Below are 21,138 nucleotides of genomic sequence, written 5' to 3'. Positions count from 1 at the left end.
ATAACGCAGAATTCGAGTCTAAGATAGAAGCAAGGTACCAAATCAACACGATGGGAAGCAGGTACCTTTGCAGAAGCCCTTAGTTATGATAGACCATTTCACCTATGTTTAAGCCTAAAGGACCCTACAAACCCAAATTCCCTCCTAAAGGAGCGGAAAATTCTTCCGGTCGCGCGCGCGGTCTGGTTTATAAACAGGGTTACATTTCACCTCGGGAAAAAGAAGAAATCCTTCAGTATTTAAACACGCTCTACCCTATCTGGGAGATGCGCTACTCCAAAAACAATCCGCCGCCCGAGAACCAAAAGCAACGTCCCCTGTTGCGTCCTGTTTATTGGTTGGGGAACTGGCAGTTTGCTTGTTTGAATTATTATCATCCGCCAAAAGGAATTTATAATCGCTGCGTAAAGGCTGAAGGCTATCCACCGATTTTAGAATACCTTGTGCAAAAAATTGAAACCCTTGTTCACGAGTCTTTTGAACCGCGCGACATCCCTCGTGGCTGGCATTTGAACACGTGCCTTATTAACTATTACGGAAATCAAATTCAGGAAGACGGCAAACGCCTGGATTGCGCTCGCGTCGGTGAACACAAAGATTTTGAACCGGGTCCTGTGGCTTCGATTTCTTTCGGTGAACGCGCTCTTTTCCAATTCGTTTCAAGCAAAGGAACAGAATCCAGATCTAACGTGATTTTGCAACAGTGGCTCGACGACCGTTCTTTGCAAATTTTCGGCGGAGAGAAATTTAAAAAGCACCTTTTCCATCGCGTGCAACGTGTGGATAAAAAAGAAGGTCATACTTTTCCTCTGAACGAGATCACAAACTTTGAAACTCGTCGTATCAACTTCACATTCCGCTATGTTCCTGATGAACATATCGTACCTTTTAAACATTTACCCGCCGAAGCCCAGGAAGACGTGCGCGGTTACATGGAAAAACTTGCGGGACATTCAGAATTCTTTAAAAGCCAACTTTAAGGAAAAAGGTACCTGGTACCTTTTTCCTCTTACTGAAACTGCTCAAGACGTTCTTTACGATGCTGAATCGCTTTATTGATTAGACCTTCTGTGTTTTCAAGAGGAACAGACTGGCGTTTGGATTCGCCAAGAACATAGGTAAGACCCACGCCATATTCGAAATTAGAATCCGCACGGTGTAAGGGACTTGTGCGATTCACCGACTGCGAATAATCCGTGTATGAAACAGCCGCATAAAGAGTGAAACGGCCTTTAGAAATCCTTTGGAAATACGTTGCTTGCGTGTCTAGGAATCCCGCAACGGCATCGTATTGCGAGCGTGTGCTTGTGGCGTCTTTAGATGAAACTTCAAAATAAGTTTTATGAAATTCTTGAGAGGCGGCCTTCGCATTCAAAGTCAAAATACCACTCAGTCCCAGCGGGGTAGCAAAAGGACCTATCACTTCTTTTTCCCAACGATAGGCGGCTTGCAGATTAAGACTTCCACCGTTTTGGCGAACGTAAGCTCCATCAATCACAACAGATGGAAAGACGGCTATTTTAAATTCCCAATCATGATCTTGCGAGTAAACCAGCTGAGGACCCGCCTCTAGAACCAACGGAAGATTATCCATTCCCTCACGGGCACGATTGTCGGAAGAATCCAGAGGCAACGAACCACTTCCTGAAAACTCTAAAGACCATTTTTCATTCTTTAAAAGATAGGCTCGACCGCCTTCACGGTCATCCGCACGTAAAATTTCACCGCGATACTGGAATGTCGGAAAAGGTAAAAAAAGCTGAGCGTACTGATCCGCCGCCGGATAGTGGGCATACTGTGCGTAGCCTGCTCCGAAACCGTACTCCCACAAAGGCTTGCTTTCTTCGGCAGCCTCTGAAACAGAGACCGCACACACTAAAAACACAAAGAGAAAAGTTTTAACTACTGAGCGACAGACCATGTGGCTCTAAGAGCGTACTTGCCATTTTTAGGTTGAATGCGCAGTTTGAGATTTTGATTCAGCCAACGCACGATCATTTCTTGCTCAGACGCGCTCAATTCAGGATTTAAAAAACGGAAATCGAATTGCGATAGCGGCAGACTTAAGTTCATCGACTTTTCTTTGCCTTTGGCATTTTCTACTTCCATCTCAATTGTCACAAAGCCTGACTTCTTGCTGGGCTCTTGCACTTCAAACTTCACGCGCGAACCCGCATCAAAGAATCCGGCCCATTCTTCATCGCTTAAATCCACGTCCAAAGTTCTCTCCACCATTTTAAATCCTGGAGAGTGCGAAAGAATGTAAGACTGAAAAAGAGACGTGATAGCATGCCAGTCGTACGGAACCGGCAGCGTGCAATGCACCCCTTGGGGAAGCTCAATCACACGCAGATTTTTGCTATCAATCTTTAAATCTTTATTCTGAATAAGTTCGGAATTGAGATTGAAAGGCACCGCTGGATCTTGTTCTGTTGCGTAAATCAAAACAGGCTGCTCGACTTGTTTGTAGTACTTCCAAAAGTCATTCAGCGCCCAGAAGTCCGAGCTGTCTTTCATTTCAGGCGGCAAACGCACACTTGAAATATAAGAAAGTCCGCCATGATAAGTGCGGGCAATTTCGGAAATAGCTTTCGAAAGAAAAGCAAAACTGTCATAGGTCACAAGAGCCGGAAGTTTTTTATCAAGCCCCGTCAGACGCTGACGACTCCACAAATCGACAAAAGCTGATTTCACTCCGCCTTCAGTCAAAGCCACCATCGTCTTTCTCAAATCCACAACGGGACATAAAGCCGTAAAGCTGTTGATCAATGCTCCATTTTTTGGCGAATTGTATTTATTTAAAAGCGAAGAGAACAAAACGCCGTGACCGCCTAAGCTGATACCAAAAACGTGCACACTGTCCACGAGCTGAGATAGCGGCTCCACCGGATCACTTAGCAAACGTGCGACTAAAATATTTTGAATACCTTCGTCGTAACCGCCGAATGAAAATTGATTGTTGTTCGCGACAAAATCAGAACTCGACATGTTTTCAAGCAAAAGCACATTGAATGGCGATTGTTCAAAGAGCATCATCAGCCACGCGCGCTCAGGCTTAAAATCTTCAACATTCGAAAAAATTCCCAAGCGAACAATCACCAAAGGACGACGCTTCAAATCGCCTTTCAAACCCAAAAGACCTTTGAGTTTTACATTGCCTGGAAGATTCACAACAACACGACGTAAAAAGGGATGCGTTTGCGGCGCATACTTCATCGTCATCATCGTTTTTAAATTTGTGAAGTAACCGTTGTCGCCCGTCTCTAATTCGCTTCGACACTCTTGGAAGTATTTTTGAACGAGGGCTCCTTGCAACTGCAATGAACCTGCGAGACGCGGATCTTTCATGCGCTCTTGCCATGTGTCTGGCGAACAGGCCGCACTCATCAGTTTAGGCTCTCCACGAGGAATCCAACTCAAGACACTTTCCAAGATGAAGTTCAGAGGCTCAGGATAACGCCCCGGGCTGTCGGCCAGAATGGCAGACTCTTCGGAGGGAAAACTGATCCGCGAGCTTTGAAATTGCTCTATAAAAGCTCGTTGAGGGGTCGCTGCCAGGGCTGAAAAGCCCCCAAGAATAAGACCAAGGGTGATAAAACAAGACTGAAGCATAGGCCCATTGTGGCCAATAAGAACCACTGAGTCATCACCTTTTTCCAGAGTGACATTGAGTATTTACTTCAATAGACTTGCTCAGTGTATTTTTAAGGAGACACATATCATGGAACACAAGATTGAGCCCTTGTATGACGGGCCTCTGTTCAGAAACGCTATTCAAACTCTCGAAGAAGCGGCAAAGATTATCAACTGTGACCCTAACGTACTTGAGCGTCTAAAAAGACCTCGTCGCGCGATCACTGTATCTGTCCCTGTTCGTATGGATGACTACAGCGTCAAAGTTTTCACTGGCTATCGCGTTCAGTACTCTCCAACTCTCGGCCCTTACAAGGGCGGTATCCGTTATCACCAAAACGTAGACCTTTCTGAAGTTGTCGGCCTTGCGGCTTTGATGACTTTCAAAAACTCTGTTCTTGGTCTTCCTTTGGGTGGCGCAAAAGGTGGTATCACTGTTGATCCCACAAAACTTTCTCGCACTGAAAAACAAAATCTGACTCGTCGTTATGCTTCTGAAATTGCTCCTTTCGTAGGACCAACTAAAGACATTCCAGCTCCGGACGTGGGCACAGATCCACAAACAATGGCTTGGTTCATGGACACTTACTCTCAAGAGCAAGGCGGCTATGCACAACCGGGTGTTGTAACTGGTAAACCGGTTGAGATCGGTGGATCTTTGGGTCGTAACCACGCAACAGGTTTGGGCGTTGTTTACGTAGCTGAAAAAGCTTTTGAAGTTTGCAAGATGAGCATGAAAGGTTCATCGATCGCGATTCAAGGTTTCGGTAACGTGGGTTCTTTCGCAGCGAAATTCGCTCACGACCGTGGCGCTCGCATCGTGGCGGTGTCTGACGTTTCTGGCGGTATCTTCAATGGTGACGGACTTGATATTCCTGAAGTGATGGAATACGTGAAAGCTCACAAATTCTTGAAGGGCTATCCAAAAGCAACTCCAATCAGCAATGAAGATTTGCTTGAAGTTAAATGTGATGCTCTTTTCCCTTGTGCTCTTGAAAACCAAATCGACACGCACAACGCTGAAAAGATCCAAGCAAAAATCATCGTTGAAGGTGCAAATGGTCCTGTGACAAATGCAGCGACAAAAATTCTTTCAAAGCGCGGCGTGTTCATCGCTCCAGACGTTATTGCGAATGGCGGCGGTGTGATCGTGTCTTACTTTGAATGGGTTCAAGACATCACATCGTTCTTCTGGGACGAAGATGAAGTGAACAACCGTTTGAAAGGTATTATCACCAAAGCCTTCGATAAAGGTTACGCTCTTTCTAAAGAGAAAAACGTCGACATGAGATCTGCTGCGATGGCGGTTTCTGTTCAACGCCTTGAGAAAGCGATGCTTCTCAGAGGATTGTATCCAAGATAATGCGTCCTTGGTTAGCTTTACCACCCCAGTGGGCTCACGATCTGAGCTCACTGGCCTTACCGATCTACTCTCTTCTTCACGGCAGAAAAACTCCGCATTGGAAAAGTTTTACCTGGCGCGATCTGTATTTTGCGAATCCATTGGGAATTGCCGGTGGAGTTGATAAAAACGCTGAAAATTTAAAAGACTGGTGGGCTCTAGGTTGCGGCTTTGTTGAAGTCGGAACTGTGACTCCTCTTCCGCAAGCTCCGAATCCTGGAAAGATCATGGACCGTGATCTGAAACTTCAGGCGATGTGGAATAAGATGGGATTTCCAAGCCATGGAGCGGATGAGACGTTTTACAATCTGGCGTTCTATGCTCCGAACTACCGCACACCGATTTTCGTGAACATCGGAAAAAATCGTTACACTCCCAACAATCAAGCGGTTCAGGATTATCTAACATTGGTGGATAAATTCCGTCCGTTTGCTGATGCTTTTGTTGTGAACATCTCTAGCCCGAATACAAAAGGCCTCAGAGATCTTCAGAACAAAGAAAATCTGCGTGATTTGATTGCTCCGATTGTGGACCGTGTTTCCCATTACGAACCGACTCCTGTTCTTGTGAAACTCTCTCCAGATATGGGAGATGAAGCTTTGGCAGAAACTGTTTTGCACTGCCAAGAGTTGGGTGTTGATGGCTTCGTGCTAACAAACACAACATTGTCTCGTCCGCCGGGCTGTCATTTCCCTTCGGAAGGTGGTCTTTCTGGAGCTCCTTTAAAGGAACTTTCGCAGCGCGCATTGAAGGTGGCTGTCGAAAGCTTAGGCAAAAAACGCGAGGGTCTGCTTTTGGTCAGCGTTGGTGGCGTACTAACTCCAGAAGATGTCTTTGAAAGATTGCAAATGGGCGCAGATCTTGTTCAAATTTATTCTGCACTTGTGTTCCATGGACCGAGTTTTTTCCATGACGTGGCAAGAAGGTATAATGACGGACGATAGCGCAGTGGCGACAAAACCTAAAAAATCTAAAATCCGCAAAGGACATTGGATTCCTGTGGTCGCTGGCTTTTTGCGCAAAGATGGTAAAATCCTAGTCGGTCAACGCCCTGAAAACAATTCTCTTGCGGGCCAATGGGAATTTCCTGGAGGCAAAATTGAGACAGGTGAAACACCTGAAGAAGCCTTAGCGCGCGAGCTCAACGAAGAATTGGGCATTGAAGCGGAAGTGGGCGAACTCAAACTTGCTTGTACACATTCTTACGGAGATGTAGGGATTCTCATATTATTTTATGAAATCCTATACTGGAAGGGCGAGCCTCGGGCCAAGCACCACATGATGCTTGAGTGGATTCACCCCGAAGAGTTGAAGCACCGAAACATCCCTGAGGCCAATCGCAAAATTCTGCATAAGATTTATAAAGCCTTAGGACTTGAATGGCGAAAATAATCCTGGTGAGTAAACATGTGAACGCAACCTCGTGGCAGCTGGCGCAAGCTTTAAAGTCCCAGCAGCACGAAGTAGTTCTCCTTACCAGTCACGGCGAAAATCCCGAACACGATACGAATGGCATTGAGTTCATGGGATATTTCAAGCGCTGGAGTCTTCTTGAAGGTCTGCGCATTATTCCCGGTCTTTTTGGTCTGCAACCGCAAATTCTGCATCTTGTTTTAGATGAAGACAGAATGAATGCCGCACAAATGCTTCTATCGACATTTGCGAAATCTCATCCGACGTGTGTGCTCACGACATCTCTTTTAGATATCCGTCATGGACTGACTCGTCGTAATCCGGTTCGTTATTTGATTGAAGAAAGTGACATCATCACTTGTCCGACAGTGGAAGCTTTAGGACAGCTTCGCGGTTTGGATGTCAGATCCACTCGCCAAGGCCGCGGAATTTTACCGCCGGTTTTGGATCTTAAAAACGAAAATAAAAAAGTCAGTGCCTATAGCGACCAAGAAGAAGATCAGTTGATGAATCTTCTGACGGAGGGTCCTTACGTCGTCATTCCATTTAGAGAAAATAAATTCAATCCGGAATCTGACAGCTTTATCCGCATTCGCACGATGGCGCAAAAGTACAAGGTGGTTTTGTGGGGATCTTATTCTCACTGGTCATTGCGAGACCGTAAAAGATTTGCCGCCTGGATGGAAGAGTTCCAATGCGGTCATCACTGGACTGTCACTGGCGATTTGCCGTCGCATTTAAGCAAAGTCCTCCTAGAGAAAAGTACTGCTTTCATGCTCGCGGGCCAAAATTTAAGCCCGGTGGAGATGACCGAATACTATATGCGTGCCATCCAATGCCAGGCTGTTTTGATTTTGGATTCAAAACAAACCAGCGTGCACTCGGATCTTTGGAAAAACACCGTGAATTGCTGGGTGCTTAATCACCATCATTTGCAAAAAGACTTGGTTAAACTTTTGGCCAAACCTCATTTGAAACTTCCCGAGTCTTTATCTGAGCAACTGGCTCAAGACCGCCATTTGATTGATTCGTCTTTGAATGAACTCAATCGTCTGTACAACAAGGCTTTGAATCATCTAAGATAAGCGCTGGGCGCAGGATGTGGAACTGGACTGCACCCAGAGGTGTAAATGGCCAAAAGATCCCGTCTTCCTGAGACTTTAAACATCTGTCTGACTTCGCATCGCTTTCCGATTTTAAGTCGCGCGACAGATCATGGTTTTTTGTGGCCGATCGCTCGAGGACTTGCCAAAGAAGGACATAAAGTCACGGTTTTGGCGGCGACTTCTCCGTTAAAAAAACCAGAAGTTATTCGCGATGGCGTGCGAGTTTTTTATTTGCACGAAGGTGCAAAAAACTTGGCTCACATGAATTTTCAAATGGCCGTGCGCCAGCGTTTTGCCCAGCTTCATAAAGAAGATCCCTTTCATCTTGTTCACAGTATCGATAAATCAGGCTATCGCATTGGCAGCCGCAAAGATGATTTGAGAGTCGCCATGGCTTATGACGTTGAGGCCACTCAAATGTCGCAACTTTTTGCGATCCTCGCGATGAAGCAAGACACTTTGGGAAGTATGCTTACGACGGCTCTTGCAACGACTTATAAGTTTTTAACAACTTATTACGGTGGCGATCGTCAGTTGCTTTCAACAGCCGACGGAATTTTCGTTACGAATCCTCAACAAAGAATCATTCTTGAAAGATATTACCTCTATCCGGATTATCACACTTATACTGTGCCTTACGGAATTGAGCTGGGAGATTTAACTCCGAAAGAAAAGTCTTTAGAGCTTCGTAAAAAATTAAGCATTCCCGAGAATGCCCACGTGGCGGTGACGATCACCGATATGACAGAAGTTCAAGAGATCATGCCTTTGCTGCGGGCTTTTGAAAAAGTCGCGATCAAAAAACCGAATAGTTATTTGATCGTTGTCGGAAATGGACCGAAGTTTAAAGACATCGAATATCAAGTATTGAATCTGGCTTTGGGAAATCGCGTGGTGATGACTGGGGCTGTTCCCTCCACCGAGATTGAGGATTATATCGTTCTTGGTGATGTCTTCGTGAACATGGGGTCTAGAAGTACGGGTTTTGAGCCTTCGACTTTGGAAGCCATGGCCCAAAAGAAAGTTGTTTTAGGGTCGGAAGTGTCCCCAATTGCTAATATTATTGAAGACGGTCGCGATGGGTTTTTACTAAGACCTGCCGATGTGGACTCCATGAGTAATCTTTTGGTCGAAATTTTCTCAGGAACCATGCCTGCTGACGAGATCGGCGACCGAGCACGCCAAAAAGTGGTCGACCTCTTTGACACGCCTAAAATGGTCCAGGCGACTCTTGATGCCTACCGTAAAATCCTTCTGAACACAGGTTTGTATAAGAAGCATTGAGTTAAACTATTGAAAAGTGGTGGTCAGGCCACCGCACTTCTGTATAATCGGGAGTGTTATCAATACTTTAAGCTTATGTTCTTGATTTGAGGACTGCCGAAATGACAAAAGCGGATTTGATTAATTTAATCTCTGAAAAAGCGGGCATCACACGCGTAAAAGCTGAAACCGTTGTGAACACTATTTTTGATTCTATGGTGGAAGCATTGATGCGCGATGACCGTATTGAGATCCGTGGTTTCGGTTCATTTGTAAATCGTCAGTATGGTGCTTATAAAGGACGCAATCCTCGCACAGGTGAAATCATCAACGTCGACGAGAAAAAACTTCCGTTCTTCAAAGTCGGAAAAGAACTCAAAGAAGACATCAACAACGGGCCAGAGAAAAAAGGCTAAAAAACGAAGGGGCTTTCACAGCCCTTTTTTATTTCCAGAATTTCGATTTATCTGCACTCTGTTTTTATGACGTCATAAAAATCATTCGTTTTAACGAATGCAGTGACACATTGATAAGTCGGAACTGCACCCTTCACACGATAAAAACCGCGCACTGTTGTTTGAATCGCAAGATCTGCGCCTTCGACTTGTACGAATTTGTGGTTTTCAATCGCGACAACACCTTCATCAAAACCCAAAGTTTCTAGAACGCTTTCGTTTGTCATCGACCAAATTTCTTTCATTTTGCCAGCGTAAGAAGCGGGAGCCGCTGATAGAACCAATAATACAACGATAAGCTTTTTCATCGAAAACCTCTTTATATGTGATTGAAGATGCAGAGGTTCTAATAAAGAAACTCCCAGAATCAAAGTTAGGATCGTGTTGTTTGTTATTTTTACTGGATAAAGCCAAGAAATTTCGCGGGTCTTTCTCGAAATTCTCTTAGTTTGCCTTCCTAGAGGAGGTATGAGCGGTATTTTTCTCTATATAAAGACCATGAGTAAATAGAGATTATGTAGGTTGATTGCAATCGAAAAATGGGACTACATTATTAGCAATGAACACCATGAAGTTTCCAGACACCAGTATTTCGAAATACATCGAGGATTTTTCTCAAAAATACGCTCTAGAAATAGTGTCTATTAAACACATTCCGAACACTGAAGTGAAAGACGAGCTATTGCGGTCCACCGGAAACGATGATTGGAAGTGGACTCTGCAAAAATCAGGCAGCCCTGTACAATTAAATATTTCATTTCTATATCCATCTTATATTTATACTATTTCTTTTGTTCATCTTGAACGCGAGAAGCAAGGGATTAGGCCGTCGAACTTTTTCTTCGAAGAATATTTAAAGAAATATCTTAAGGCCAAATACGAATCAGAAATGCTTAAAAAACTAACTGAGGAACAAACTTGGAAAGAAAACTGGTCTTTGAAGTTTAAGTTTTTGGAAGAACATCTGACAAACGGCGATCTTTATGAAGTTATCAGTGGAAAAAAATGGCCCGAAATTTATTTCGACTGGAGAGATTACGTTACCCCCGAAGCCGCAGATCGTGTTCATGAAGATCAAATGAAGCTTATTGAGGAACACGGGCAAAAAACTGGCAAAGGCTGGCTGTATTGGATTAACTTTAAAAAGAAAAAATAAGAGGCACTAAATAGCTACAGAGGGAAAAGACGAAGGTCTGAAATGCGCTCTTTTCCGAGCATCGCCATAAACAGACGCTCAACTCCAAGAGCGATGCCGCCTGAAGGTGGCATTCCTGCTTCTAAGCACTCAAAAAATTCTTCATCAAGACTGACGACTTCTTTGTGAAGGTCTTTCTTTTTCTCTAAGTCTTCCGCTGAGCGCAGACGTTGGATTTCCGGGTGATTGAGTTCATGGAAAGCATTCGCAAGCTCAAGCCCCTTCCAATAGACTTCAAAGCGGTCTCCCCATCCATCCTCTGTTAAACGCGCCAAAGCCGCTTGATAAGGCGGGTATTTTTCTACAAAGATCAAATCTTCCGGCGGAAGCTTTGATTCGATTTTTTCCATGAAGATCAAAAAGAAAAAATCATCAATGCTGTCGGCACTGCGCACATCGACTTGCAACTTCTCTGCTAATTTTTTGAGTTCTTCTTTCGTTGTATCGGGGCGAAGATCAAAATCGCAGTAAGACTTAAAGAGTTCCGCGATTGAATAACTTTTCACACTGCGTGGGCCCGGTACTTTTAGAAGTTTGGTCAAAGTGTGCACGAGGTTTTCCACATCTTTTTTGATACTCGTAAGATTATCAAAAGCTCTGTACCATTCGAGCATCAAAAACTCGGGCTGATGTCTTTCGGTGACTTCGCCATTGCGGTAACAAGGAGCTATTTCAAAAATCTTTTCTGCTCCCAGGGCTAAAGCTTTTTTGAGGTGAAGCTCGGGGCTCGTCGGCAAATAAAGTTTTTGTGTGCGTGAGCCCACTTTTAAGGTTGTTGAAAAGACATCGAGACTAGGCTCCGTTCCAGGACAGACAACCAAAGACGGCGTTTTTAACTCGATAAAATCTTGAGAAGTAAAGAAATCGCGAAGACCTTGTACGTACACATTCCAAGTCTTTAACAACTCAGGATCAAACTGACGACGAGGCAAAGATCTTTTTTGCGGAGCCAGCAAAAGAATTTCTTCTGAAGAAACAACGGCGACTAAATCCCCTTCGATCAAGAATTCCGAATACGGTGGGGCTTTTTCAAATTGGATTTTGTGAGTTTTTTGATCGCGCTGGAGAATCAGTTTTAAAGATTCCCCATCTCTTTCGATTTGATAGATGCGGCCTGCTGCCTTGGAGTGAGCAGGCATCGCGGGATAGGACTTCCAAATCTGGGATAAGTATTCTTGTCTAGTCAAAGCTCTGCCACTTTAGCGGCAAAGTCCCTGAGTGCGCAAGTTTTCAAGCTGGGAGATGATCGAATCCATGTCATTAGCACCACCCAAAACGTCTTCGTTCACAACGATACGGTGCTTCACCCACGCTCCGTTATAAATTCCCTCACTCGCCATCGTGCAAGACGGCACGGACGGAATGGCTGCCTGAGCCGACGCGAGGTGAGTTAACATTGCGGTCATCATTGTTGTTAGTAGAGCGTAAAGGATTCTCATAATCTGCCTCTTTTTACTCTGGGTCTTTATGACACCAGAACCTCCCTGCATCCCATATAAAGCAAAGGGCTTGCCAAGAAGTTTTGCTACCAGCTCTCTCGGAGGTCCTGCGAAGTATTACTCGATGCGACTTTTCACAACTGGACGTTTCCGGGTTGTATTTTTAGGTAGCATCCTTTATTGGAAGTGTTGAATTACATTAGGGAAAGGAGCCTTAGATGCTCGATTTGCAACGCACCCTCAATTCGGTAAGGAACGACGCAGACTGGGTCAATTTACGTCTCGTCACTGAAAAAACAACTTGGCGCATGGTTCGCGATGAAAAAACGGATCGCAATCACGTCTCTTTCGATCAAGGAATCATGGTTGAAGTTTTGGTAAACGGCCATTTCGGATTTGCTGGAACAACGGATTTGAGTGAAGGCGGTATCAAAAGAGCTCTAGGCAAAGCGGTGACGATGGCGAAAGCTGCGTCCTCTCAAAAAGTCCACGAGTTTTCTCTGGCTCAACGTCCAACGGCGAAGGGTTCTTACAAATCTCCTGTGGTGAAACCGCTGGATTCTTTTTCGGCAAAAGAAATTACCGATATTTTCGTGGACGCCACTCGCGCCATGAAAGTTTCCGATAAAATTATGAATCGTGCCGCAAACACGATGATCGTGGAAACAGAATTCCAATCTGCGAGTTCTTCGGGTTCTGAGGTTCATCAAAACTTTTCGATCGTGAGCACGGACTTTTCTGCAACAGCCGGAGCAGGTGGAGAAACACAAACTCGTTCTGACAATGGTGGTCTTGCTCGCTGTTTGCAAATCGGAGCTGAGGTTTTCAACCGTGCTTCCATTTTAGAACGTGCTAAAAGAATCGCAGAGGAAGCCGTTGAATTGTTGGGCGCTGAAAACTGCCCTGACACGGCGATGGATTTATTGCTGGCCCCTGACCAAATGACTTTGCAAGTGCATGAGTCCATTGGTCATCCGCTTGAGTACGATCGTATTTTGGGTGATGAGCGCAATTACGCAGGTTGGAGTTTCGTAAAACCTGATGATTTTGGAAAATTGCAATACGGCTCCAAACTCATGAACGTGACGTTTGATCCAACGATCTCTGATGCGATGGCCTCTTACGCCTTTGATGATTCCGGATACAAAGCCACAAAGGAATTTTTGATCAAAGACGGCGTTTTGGTGCGCGGTCTTGGCGGTTTGGAATCTCAATCTCGTTTGAATCTTCCAGGGGTGGCGAACTTCCGTTCAGCTTCTTGGAATCGTGCTCCGATTGATCGCATGGCGAATATCAACTTGGAAGCGGGTTCTACAAAATTCGAAGACATGATCGCTTCTGTTGAGCGCGGTGTTTTCATGATGGCGAACAAATCTTGGTCGATCGATGATTATCGCAACAAATTCCAATTTGGTTGTGAATACGCAAAATTAATCGAAAATGGAAAACTTACGAAGACTTTGAAAAATCCAAACTATCGCGGCACGACTGTGAAGTTCTGGAATAGTTTGAAAGCTGTGAGTGCAAATCGTGAAACGTACGGCTCTCCATTCTGCGGAAAAGGTGAACCGAACCAAGTGATCCGTGTGGGTCACACAACTCCTTACTGTCTCTTCGGCAACGTCGAAGTTTTTGGAGCGTAGTATGAATTTTACTGAGAATATGAAAACAGCTTTTAACGCTGTCGCCGATCACTTGCTGGGAAATTTAAAAAACGGCGAAGATGCTAATATTAATTTGAATGCCGAAGAATCTTTGTTCGTGCGCTTTAACGGCAACAAAGTTCGTCAGAACACGCATGTTGAACAAAGAACTTTGGGTCTGACTTTACAAAAAAATGGCAAGACCGCGAACCTAAGTTTTTCTATCACCGGCCAAGCCGACGAAGATAAAAAACGTGCCGATCATTGGCTTGAGCAGGCTCGTAAAGAGTGTGATCTTTTGCCGGAAGATCCTTATCAAGTGGCACTTACAAACAACGGCACAAGCGATAACACTTTCAAAGGTGACTTGCTGGCAGATGAAAAAGTCATTGCTGCAATCACGGTTCCAGCACAAGGAACCGACCTTGCGGGACTTTATTGTGGTGGTCCTCTTTTGACGGGAAATAAAAACTCCAAAGGTCAAAGTCACTGGTTTGCGACAGAAAACTTCTTTATGGATTATTCACTTTATTTGGGTGAAAAAGCCGTGAAGTCGATCTATGCGGGCACAGCTTGGAATCAAAAAGATTTCGATGCAAACTTGGCACAAAGTAAAAATCAATTGCGCTTGATGGAGCGTCCAAAGATGACCTTGAAGCCGGGTGCTTATCGCACTTACTTGGCTCCGGGAGCTGTTGCTGAAATGGCTTCGATGTTTTCTTGGGGTTCTTTGAGCTTTAATGGTTACAAGCAAGGTGGAAGCTCTATGCAGAAACTCGCCGATAAAGAAAAAACTTTGTCGCAGAAGTTTTCTTTGCGTGAAAACTACGGCATGGGCCTTACTCACCGTTTTAATTCTTTGGGCGAATTGGCTCCTGAGACAATGGATTTGATTTCTCACGGCGAGCTTAAGAATTTCCTGACGAGTTCCCGCTCTGCCAAAGAATACGGCGTTCAAGGAAATGCAGCGGATGTCGGTGAATATCCTCGTGCGATGGAGATTTTGCCGGGCGGCCTTAAGCGCGAAGACATTTTGAAGGAACTCGGCACGGGTCTTTACCTGTCAAATCTTCACTATCTGAACTGGTCAGACCGTATGAATGCTCGTATTACCGGGATGACTCGTTATGCGTGTTTCTGGGTGGAAAACGGCGAAATTGTCGCTCCCATCGCGGATTTGCGTTTCGATGAGAGCCTTTACGACTGCCTTGGCGAAAATCTTTTGGCGGTAACGGACTTTCAAGAGGTCGACCCGATGGTTTCTACCTATGAAAGCCGCGCTTTCGGTGGAAAAAAGGTTCCCGGTATGCTAATCAAGGACTTCAAATTCACGCTTTAGGGAGTCCCATGGTTACGTATATGGTCCACTTGATGGTTCGACACGAGGCTTATGCTGAGTACGTCGAATGGCTTAAAACTGAACACATCAAAGAAATGCTCGCTTGCCCGGGATTCTTAGGTGCGGAGTTGTGCTTGCGTAAGGGTGGGAGCCTCGAGGCCTCGAGTAAAGACGTTAAAATCATCTATAAACTCAAAGATGAAGAGCACATGAAGCTCTACATGACTGAATACGCGATGAAATTGCGCGAAAAAGGCCTTGAGAAATTCCCGGGCCAGTTCTCGGCTCAACGCGAAGTTTGGCTTGAAACTATTAAGTTTGAGTCAAAATAAAGACAGGGGCTTCATTTAGGGGCCCTTTCAGTGTATGGTATCTCTGTAAACAAAGGAGGCTGTGATGGCTACAGCAGCATTTCAAAAAATTTTGGAAAATATCTCTGGAGCAAAAGGTGTTCAAAACCTTCTTGAAAGCTTCCAAAAACTCAACGATGAAATTAAGAAAAAAGAGTCTGAGTTGAAAGACCGTTTCGATCAGCAAAAAGATGAAAAGATCGAACTTGCTTGGAAGAAATACCAAGAGATCGTGAAAGTTCTTGGCACTTCTGAAGCGAAACTTGAAAAAGAAGTGAACAGCACGATCGCTAAAATCAAAAAATCTGCTGATGGTTTGGAAAAAAACATCGCGGCTTACAAAAAGAAAGCGATCGCGCAAAAGGCGAAACTTGAAAAAACTCTTTTCAAGAAAACGATGAAGAAGACTTCTGCGAAGAAAGCATCTGCCAAAGCAAAAACGGCGACGACTAAAAAAGCAGCTACGAAAAAAGTAGCGCGTAAGACAACAAAGAAAGCGACTAAAAAAGCTTAAAACTTCTTTGTAGTTTGAAATAAAAAAGGAAGGTGTCACTCACCTTCCTTTTTTATTTTAAGTCTGGTCTAGATGCTCCCGCAGGTCTAGCCTCCGTGAAAATTCCATCCGAGGATTTATAGTCCTGTCCATTGGACTTCAGTCACGTTACTTGTTGGAGACGCTGTTGCGCAACCCCTTGAAACCTATTTCAACTCTTTAATAATTCTAACAATAGTTAGGACGATCAAAAGAATCTGTTTAAGTATTCTTAAGACTGTCCGAAAAGACCTATAGCGGTTGGTCATTTTCGGATCTCCTTTCGGACAAACGGATAAGAGATCTTCTAAAAGCGAGTCCTGCGAGAGCAGAACTCGCTTTTGCATTTTTAGAGCCAGGTTGATACATTGAAGCTTCCTATGAAGTTCGTAAAAAGTGTTCTTAAGTATCTTGGCTTTTTTATTCTCGGCATGTTCGTTTGTGCCGTCGTCGGAATGACAGGTGTTTCTTATTACGCCATCGATCAGCTTGTAAAGGCACAGGCTCCAGAAGTGAAACCAGCAAAGAAAATGCCTGTCGCGAAAGCCTCGATGTTGCCAAGTCTTGAAGAAACGGCGAAAGATCCCGAAGCCGTGAATCCGAATTTGAAAGAAGTCACGCGCATTGGATACAACTACGCTGCGGAGTTTGCGATCTTTGATCATCTCGCGGAAGATATTTCAAAAAGATCTTTGCCGGAAATTTGTTCAACACTTTGCAATCCCTCTAATTTAGATCGTGAACGCGTAAAGACCGAACGCAGTGCTTATCTCGCGTCGTACTACAAACAAGAAGGCCTGCGTGCTTTGCAAGATCCTGCTTTCCGAATAAAGCTGGAAGAAATCGGTTTCCTGTCTCGCCTCTTCCCGGCTTCATTGAGGTTCGTGTTAAAACAAATTGAACTCGCGCAAAAGCAACACAAAGAAGTCGATAAATTCGGCCTTGCTGTGCATTTAGAGTTTGCCGTTCTTAAAGAAATTTCGAGCATGAGTGCTCGCTTCGATTCGATGAAGCAAGACACCGAAAAGTTGAAAGTTCTTCGTGAACTCGTGCATTCCTGCGAAAGAGGAACTCCTCGCAAGAAAATTCTCGCTGACTGTCAGTCTCAAATTGTAAACTGAATTGATATTCATTTTTACATCGTTTACCCCTAAAGCTTATGGGTAAAGGTGTCTCTCGCTCTCAAGTTTTATTCATGGTTGTCACTTGCATCCTGGTGATCGGCAACCTCTACTACAACCAACCTCTTCTTGGCATTTTAGCTCGTGAATTCGGTGTTGCTGAAAAAACAGTTTCTCTTATTCCCGCTCTGACTTTGATTGGTTATGCCATTGGCATTTTGTTATTAGTTCCGCTCGGCGACATGATGGAGCGCCGTAAACTTTTGCAAGTGAGTATGACAGCGGCGGGATCTTTGGCTTTGGCGATCGCGTTTAGTCCGAACTTCGCTGTTCTTTGTGCGTTGAGTTTTGTGATGGGCTTCTTCAACGTCTCTGCCACAGTTCTTATTCCGTTCTCTGCAAATCTCGCTCGCCCTGAAGAGCGTGGCAAAGTCGTCGGAACTGTGCTTTCGGGAATTCTCTTAGGTTCTTTGATGGCGCGAACTCTCTCGGGATTTATGGCGCAACATTTGGGCTGGCAGAGTATTTTTATTTTTGCGGGTGCTGTAAATTTGATTTTGGCCTTGGTGACTCAATGGGCTTTGCCTGCTTCAGAGCCACAGTTTTATGGCAGCTATAAAGCGCTTCTAAGATCAACACTCGAACTGATTCGCGATTTCCAACTCGTGCGTGAAGCCGCGATGATGGGTGCAATTCTTTTTGGTTCTTTCTCTGCATTTTGGACAACACTGACATTTTTGTTAGAAGCTGAACCGTTTAATTATTCTCCGCAAACAATTGGACTCTTCGGAGCCTTGGGAATGATCGGCGCTCTCGCAGCTCCACTGGCTGGACGATATGCCGATAAAAAAGGAACGGCCGCGACAATTCGTTTAGGACTTTATTGTTCGATGGCGGCGTTTGCGATTCTTGCTCTTTCATCAACATTCGTCGTTGGAATTGTTTTGGGCGTTTTGATCTTGGATTTGGGAATTCAAGTCGCGCATATTTCAAATCAAACGCGCATGTTTGAGATCTCGGCTGAAGCTCGATCTCGCCTTAGTTCCATTTATGTCTTCTTCTACTTTATCGGAGGAAGTCTCGGTTCCTATATCGGTTCCCAGCTTTGGAGTTGGGGAAAATGGCCTGCCGTTAGCCTTGGGGGACTTGTTTTCTGCCTCGGCGCCAGCCTCCTTTTCAGACGTGGTCAAAAAATACGCACGCTAACTAGCAAAATAGCGTAAAATAGCCTCATTTCGCCTCGCATTAGCCTACCCGCTCCCCTTACAAAACTTTCATACACTAGGGGGCGTGTGCTAGTCTCGGGGGCGTCATTGAGGTGCACATGAAAATTGCCGATTTATCTCCCCGTAACGAATTCACTCCCCGTCACATTGGTCCCACAGATTCAGATATCCACGAGATGTTGAAGACTTTGGGTTTTAATTCTTTGGATCAGATGGCTGATAAAGTCATCCCTCAACAAATTCGTACACAACACAAGTACGAAGATGTGGGCCCAGGAATTTCTGAGTACGGACTTTTGAATCACTTGAAATCCATGGTTTCAAAGAACAAAGTTTATAAAACTTATATCGGCATGGGTTACCACGACACAATCACTCCGACTGTGATTCAAAGAAACATCTTTGAAAATCCAGTGTGGTACACAGCCTACACTCCTTATCAGCCTGAAATTTCTCAAGGCCGTTTGGAAGCTCTTTTGAATTTCCAAACAATGGTTTCTGATCTCACAGGCATGGAGATTTCAAACGCTTCTTTGCTTGATGAAGGAACGGCCGCGGCAGAGGCGATGTTCATGGCGCACTCCCTTTGCAAAAACAAAGCGAATGCTTTCGTTGTTTCTCCTGAAATGCATCCTCATGTGATCGAAGTGCTTGGCACACGTGCAGAGCCTTTGGGTTTTGAAATGATCGTGATGGATCCAGCGAAATATGATTTCGCAAAACCTGTCTTCGGTGTGTTCTTCCAATATCCAAACACAAATGGCGCAGTTGAAGATTACGCCGATCTTGCAAAAAAATATAAAGATCACGGCGCTCTTGTAACTGCGTCTGTGGATTTGCTTGCGATGACACTTCTCACTCCTCCGGGGGAATGGGGCGCTGACATGGCCGTAGGCAACTCTCAGCGTTTCGGTGTGCCACTCGGTTTCGGTGGTCCTCATGCAGGATTCTTGGCAACGAAAGACGCTTTCAAGCGTTTGATGCCAGGCCGTCTTGTAGGCGTGAGTGTGGATTCTCAAGGAAAGTCTGCTTTGCGTTTGGCTTTGCAAACTCGTGAGCAACACATCCGTCGCGAAAAAGCGACTTCGAACATTTGTACAGCACAAGTTCTTTTGGCGAATATGGCTTCGATGTATGCGGTTTATCATGGTCCTCAAGGCCTTAAGAAAATCGCGTTGCGTGTGCAACGTTTGACGGGAATCTTGGCTGAGGGTTTGACGAAGCTTGGAATGAACGTCGCTAAAACTCCGTTCTTTGATACTGTCACAGTGACGACAGACAAAGCGGCAGCGATCGTGGCTCAAGCAGATAAAATGCAAATCAACTTCCGCAACTATGGTAACAACAAGTTGGGAATCTCTTTGAATGAGACAACAACTCTTGAAGATGTTGAGATGATTTGGGCAGCGTTCAATCTTGGTAACATGGCAGGGTTCACGGCTTTGTCTGTGGATGAGGCGCTGAAAGACATCGAGCTTCCAACGAAGCTCACTCGCACGTCTCCGTATTTGACTCACGTGGTGTTTAACTCTCACCACAGCGAAACAGAGATGCTTCGTTACATCCACGCTTTGCAAAACAAAGATTTAACTTTGACTCACTCCATGATCCCACTTGGCTCTTGCACAATGAAACTGAACGCGACAACAGAGCTTGTTCCGGTTTCATGGCCAGAGATCAGCAAACTTCATCCGTTTGCTCCGACATCTCAAGCGGTAGGTTTGATTGAGATGATTCATGACCTTGAAAAGAAATTGTCTGACATCACGGGCTTTGCGGGCGTGAGCTTGCAACCAAATGCGGGTTCTCAAGGTGAGTACGCAGGTCTTCTTGTGATTCGTAAGTACCACAAATCTCGTGGTGAAGGTCACAGAAACATCTGCTTGATTCCTTCTTCAGCGCACGGAACAAATCCTGCGTCGGCAGCTCTTGTGAACATGCAAGTCGTGGTTGTGGCGTGTGACGACCAAGGAAACGTGGATGTCACAGATCTTAAAGCGAAAGCAGAACAACATCGCAACAATTTGGCGGCGTTGATGATCACTTACCCTTCTACACACGGTGTGTTTGAAGAAGGCATCGTTGAAATCTGCAAAATCGTGCACGACAACGGCGGACAAGTTTACATGGATGGTGCAAACATGAATGCTCTTGTGGGCATGTGCCGTCCAGGTGTGTTTGGTCCTGACGTTTCTCACATGAATTTGCACAAAACATTCTCGATCCCTCACGGTGGTGGCGGACCGGGCGTAGGTCCGATCGGTGTTGCAGCTCACTTGAAAGAGTTCTTACCGACACACTCTTTGGTTCCTGAAGCAGGTCCTGCCAAAGGAATTTCTGCTGTGACGTCAGCTCCTTGGGGAAGCGCAAGCATTTTGCCGATCTCTTGGGCTTACATCACAATGATGGGTGCTGAAGGTTTGAGAAAAGCGACTCTAGTAAGTATCTTGAGTGCAAACTACATCGCTAAAAAACTAGAACCGCACTTCCCAGTTCTTTACAAAGGTAAAAACGGTCTTGTGGCCCATGAATGCATCGTGGACGTTCGCGAGATTAAGAAAACATCCGGCATTGACGTGACAGATGTTGCAAAACGTTTGATGGACTTTGGATTCCACGCTCCAACAATGAGCTTCCCTGTTGCGGGAACTTTGATGATTGAGCCAACAGAATCTGAATCTAAAAAAGAATTGGATCGTTTCATTGATTCTATGATCACAATCCGCAAAGAAATCACGGCGATTGAATCTGGAAAAATGGACAAAGAGAATAATGCACTTAAAAATGCTCCTCACACGGCGCAAATGTTGATGAAGCCTGAATGGAATCATCCATACTCTCGTGAAGAAGCGGTTTACCCATTGGAATGGTTGCGCGCTAACAAATTCTGGCCAGCAGTAGGACGTGTTGATAACGCCTATGGCGACAGAAATCTTGTCTGCTCTTGCCCTCCGATGGATACTTATCAGTAAGTGAAAAAGGTTCTCTTAATTAGACTAGACAAAATAGGCGACCTGATCT

The 21,138-nt window shown here is 45.0% G+C and carries 20 protein-coding genes; 15 read left to right on the top strand and 5 right to left on the bottom strand.

The window, feature by feature from the left end:
* Positions 1-104: 104 nt before the first annotated feature.
* Positions 105-980, top strand: coding sequence for an alpha-ketoglutarate-dependent dioxygenase AlkB (locus ACLSSO_RS03425; protein ID WP_413944068.1), 876 nt, complete (start codon positions 105-107; stop codon positions 978-980).
* Between the two features lie 29 nt (positions 981-1,009).
* Here the strand turns inward: ACLSSO_RS03425 and ACLSSO_RS03420 are convergent, their stop codons facing one another.
* Both ACLSSO_RS03420 and ACLSSO_RS03415 read right to left on the bottom strand, forming a co-directional pair.
* On the bottom strand, positions 1,010-1,921 hold the full coding sequence (locus ACLSSO_RS03420) for a MipA/OmpV family protein (protein WP_413944067.1): 912 nt from the start codon (positions 1,919-1,921) through the stop codon (positions 1,010-1,012).
* Positions 1,903-3,420, bottom strand: a complete 1,518-nt coding sequence (locus ACLSSO_RS03415) for a hypothetical protein (RefSeq protein ID WP_413944066.1) — start codon at positions 3,418-3,420, stop codon at positions 1,903-1,905. Before ACLSSO_RS03415 ends, ACLSSO_RS03420 begins: the two co-directional genes overlap by 19 nt.
* A gap of 301 nt (positions 3,421-3,721) precedes the next feature.
* Here ACLSSO_RS03415 and ACLSSO_RS03410 point away from each other — a divergent pair, with 301 nt between their 5' ends.
* The 6 genes from ACLSSO_RS03410 (at position 3,722) to ACLSSO_RS03385 (ending at position 9,233) form a co-directional block, all read left to right on the top strand.
* Complete coding sequence (locus ACLSSO_RS03410) at positions 3,722-4,996, top strand: Glu/Leu/Phe/Val family dehydrogenase (RefSeq protein ID WP_295905766.1); 1,275 nt, start codon at positions 3,722-3,724, stop codon at positions 4,994-4,996.
* Complete coding sequence (locus ACLSSO_RS03405) at positions 4,996-5,979, top strand: quinone-dependent dihydroorotate dehydrogenase (protein ID WP_295905765.1); 984 nt, start codon at positions 4,996-4,998, stop codon at positions 5,977-5,979. Before ACLSSO_RS03410 ends, ACLSSO_RS03405 begins: the two co-directional genes overlap by 1 nt.
* Positions 5,966-6,427: an 8-oxo-dGTP diphosphatase MutT gene (mutT, locus tag ACLSSO_RS03400; protein ID WP_295905764.1), complete on the top strand. Its 462-nt coding sequence runs from the start codon at positions 5,966-5,968 to the stop codon at positions 6,425-6,427. Before ACLSSO_RS03405 ends, mutT begins: the two co-directional genes overlap by 14 nt.
* Positions 6,415-7,533, top strand: coding sequence for a glycosyltransferase (locus ACLSSO_RS03395; RefSeq protein WP_413944065.1), 1,119 nt, complete (start codon positions 6,415-6,417; stop codon positions 7,531-7,533). The genes mutT and ACLSSO_RS03395 overlap by 13 nt, the downstream gene beginning before the upstream one ends.
* A 45-nt stretch (positions 7,534-7,578) precedes the next feature.
* The gene (locus tag ACLSSO_RS03390; RefSeq protein ID WP_413944064.1) at positions 7,579-8,838 is read left to right on the top strand and encodes a glycosyltransferase family 4 protein; all 1,260 of its coding nucleotides are present in this window, start codon (positions 7,579-7,581) and stop codon (positions 8,836-8,838) included.
* Positions 8,839-8,939: 101 nt separating this feature from the next.
* Positions 8,940-9,233, top strand: coding sequence for an HU family DNA-binding protein (locus ACLSSO_RS03385; protein ID WP_295905738.1), 294 nt, complete (start codon positions 8,940-8,942; stop codon positions 9,231-9,233).
* 47 nt (positions 9,234-9,280) lie between these two features.
* Here ACLSSO_RS03385 and ACLSSO_RS03380 read toward each other — a convergent pair whose 3' ends face one another.
* The gene (locus ACLSSO_RS03380) at positions 9,281-9,580 is read right to left on the bottom strand and encodes a hypothetical protein (protein ID WP_413944063.1); all 300 of its coding nucleotides are present in this window, start codon (positions 9,578-9,580) and stop codon (positions 9,281-9,283) included.
* 251 nt (positions 9,581-9,831) lie between these two features.
* Between ACLSSO_RS03380 and ACLSSO_RS03375 the strand changes: the two genes are divergently transcribed.
* Positions 9,832-10,428, top strand: coding sequence for a hypothetical protein (locus ACLSSO_RS03375; protein ID WP_413944062.1), 597 nt, complete (start codon positions 9,832-9,834; stop codon positions 10,426-10,428).
* Positions 10,429-10,442: 14 nt separating this feature from the next.
* On the opposite strand, the gene epmA is transcribed toward ACLSSO_RS03375, so the two are convergent.
* Together epmA and ACLSSO_RS03365 are read right to left on the bottom strand one after the other, a co-directional pair.
* Positions 10,443-11,654, bottom strand: coding sequence for an EF-P lysine aminoacylase EpmA (epmA, locus tag ACLSSO_RS03370; RefSeq protein WP_413944061.1), 1,212 nt, complete (start codon positions 11,652-11,654; stop codon positions 10,443-10,445).
* A 12-nt stretch (positions 11,655-11,666) separates the two neighbouring features.
* Positions 11,667-11,906 carry a hypothetical protein gene (locus ACLSSO_RS03365; protein ID WP_413944060.1) on the bottom strand — a complete coding sequence of 80 codons (240 nt, stop codon included), beginning with the start codon at positions 11,904-11,906 and terminating at the stop codon, positions 11,667-11,669.
* 218 nt (positions 11,907-12,124) lie between these two features.
* Between ACLSSO_RS03365 and ACLSSO_RS03360 the strand changes: the two genes are divergently transcribed.
* The 7 genes from ACLSSO_RS03360 to gcvP all read left to right on the top strand — a co-directional run bounded on the left by ACLSSO_RS03360 (position 12,125) and on the right by gcvP (position 21,089).
* Entirely contained in the window at positions 12,125-13,549 is a 1,425-nt protein-coding gene (locus tag ACLSSO_RS03360) for a TldD/PmbA family protein (protein ID WP_413944059.1), read from the top strand.
* A gap of 1 nt (position 13,550) precedes the next feature.
* The gene (locus ACLSSO_RS03355; protein ID WP_413944058.1) at positions 13,551-14,888 is read left to right on the top strand and encodes a TldD/PmbA family protein; all 1,338 of its coding nucleotides are present in this window, start codon (positions 13,551-13,553) and stop codon (positions 14,886-14,888) included.
* 8 nt (positions 14,889-14,896) lie between these two features.
* Complete coding sequence (locus tag ACLSSO_RS03350) at positions 14,897-15,220, top strand: DUF4286 family protein (protein WP_413944057.1); 324 nt, start codon at positions 14,897-14,899, stop codon at positions 15,218-15,220.
* Between the two features lie 64 nt (positions 15,221-15,284).
* Positions 15,285-15,752 (top strand): actin-binding protein, encoded by a 468-nt coding sequence (locus ACLSSO_RS03345; RefSeq protein WP_413944056.1) that lies wholly within the window; start codon positions 15,285-15,287, stop codon positions 15,750-15,752.
* Between the two features lie 398 nt (positions 15,753-16,150).
* The gene (locus ACLSSO_RS03340) at positions 16,151-16,891 is read left to right on the top strand and encodes a hypothetical protein (RefSeq protein WP_413944055.1); all 741 of its coding nucleotides are present in this window, start codon (positions 16,151-16,153) and stop codon (positions 16,889-16,891) included.
* Between the two features lie 38 nt (positions 16,892-16,929).
* On the top strand, positions 16,930-18,114 hold the full coding sequence (locus tag ACLSSO_RS03335) for an MFS transporter (protein WP_413944054.1): 1,185 nt from the start codon (positions 16,930-16,932) through the stop codon (positions 18,112-18,114).
* 101 nt (positions 18,115-18,215) lie between these two features.
* Positions 18,216-21,089, top strand: coding sequence for an aminomethyl-transferring glycine dehydrogenase (gcvP, locus tag ACLSSO_RS03330; RefSeq protein WP_413944053.1), 2,874 nt, complete (start codon positions 18,216-18,218; stop codon positions 21,087-21,089).
* Positions 21,090-21,138 lie beyond the last annotated feature (49 nt).

Origin of the sequence: Bdellovibrio sp. HCB-162, assembly GCF_047344985.1 — a bacterium.
In the GTDB taxonomy this organism is placed as follows: domain Bacteria; phylum Bdellovibrionota; class Bdellovibrionia; order Bdellovibrionales; family Bdellovibrionaceae; genus Bdellovibrio.
The sequence above is the reverse complement of the archived record's forward strand: the minus strand, read 5'-3'. Positions and strand labels throughout refer to the sequence as shown.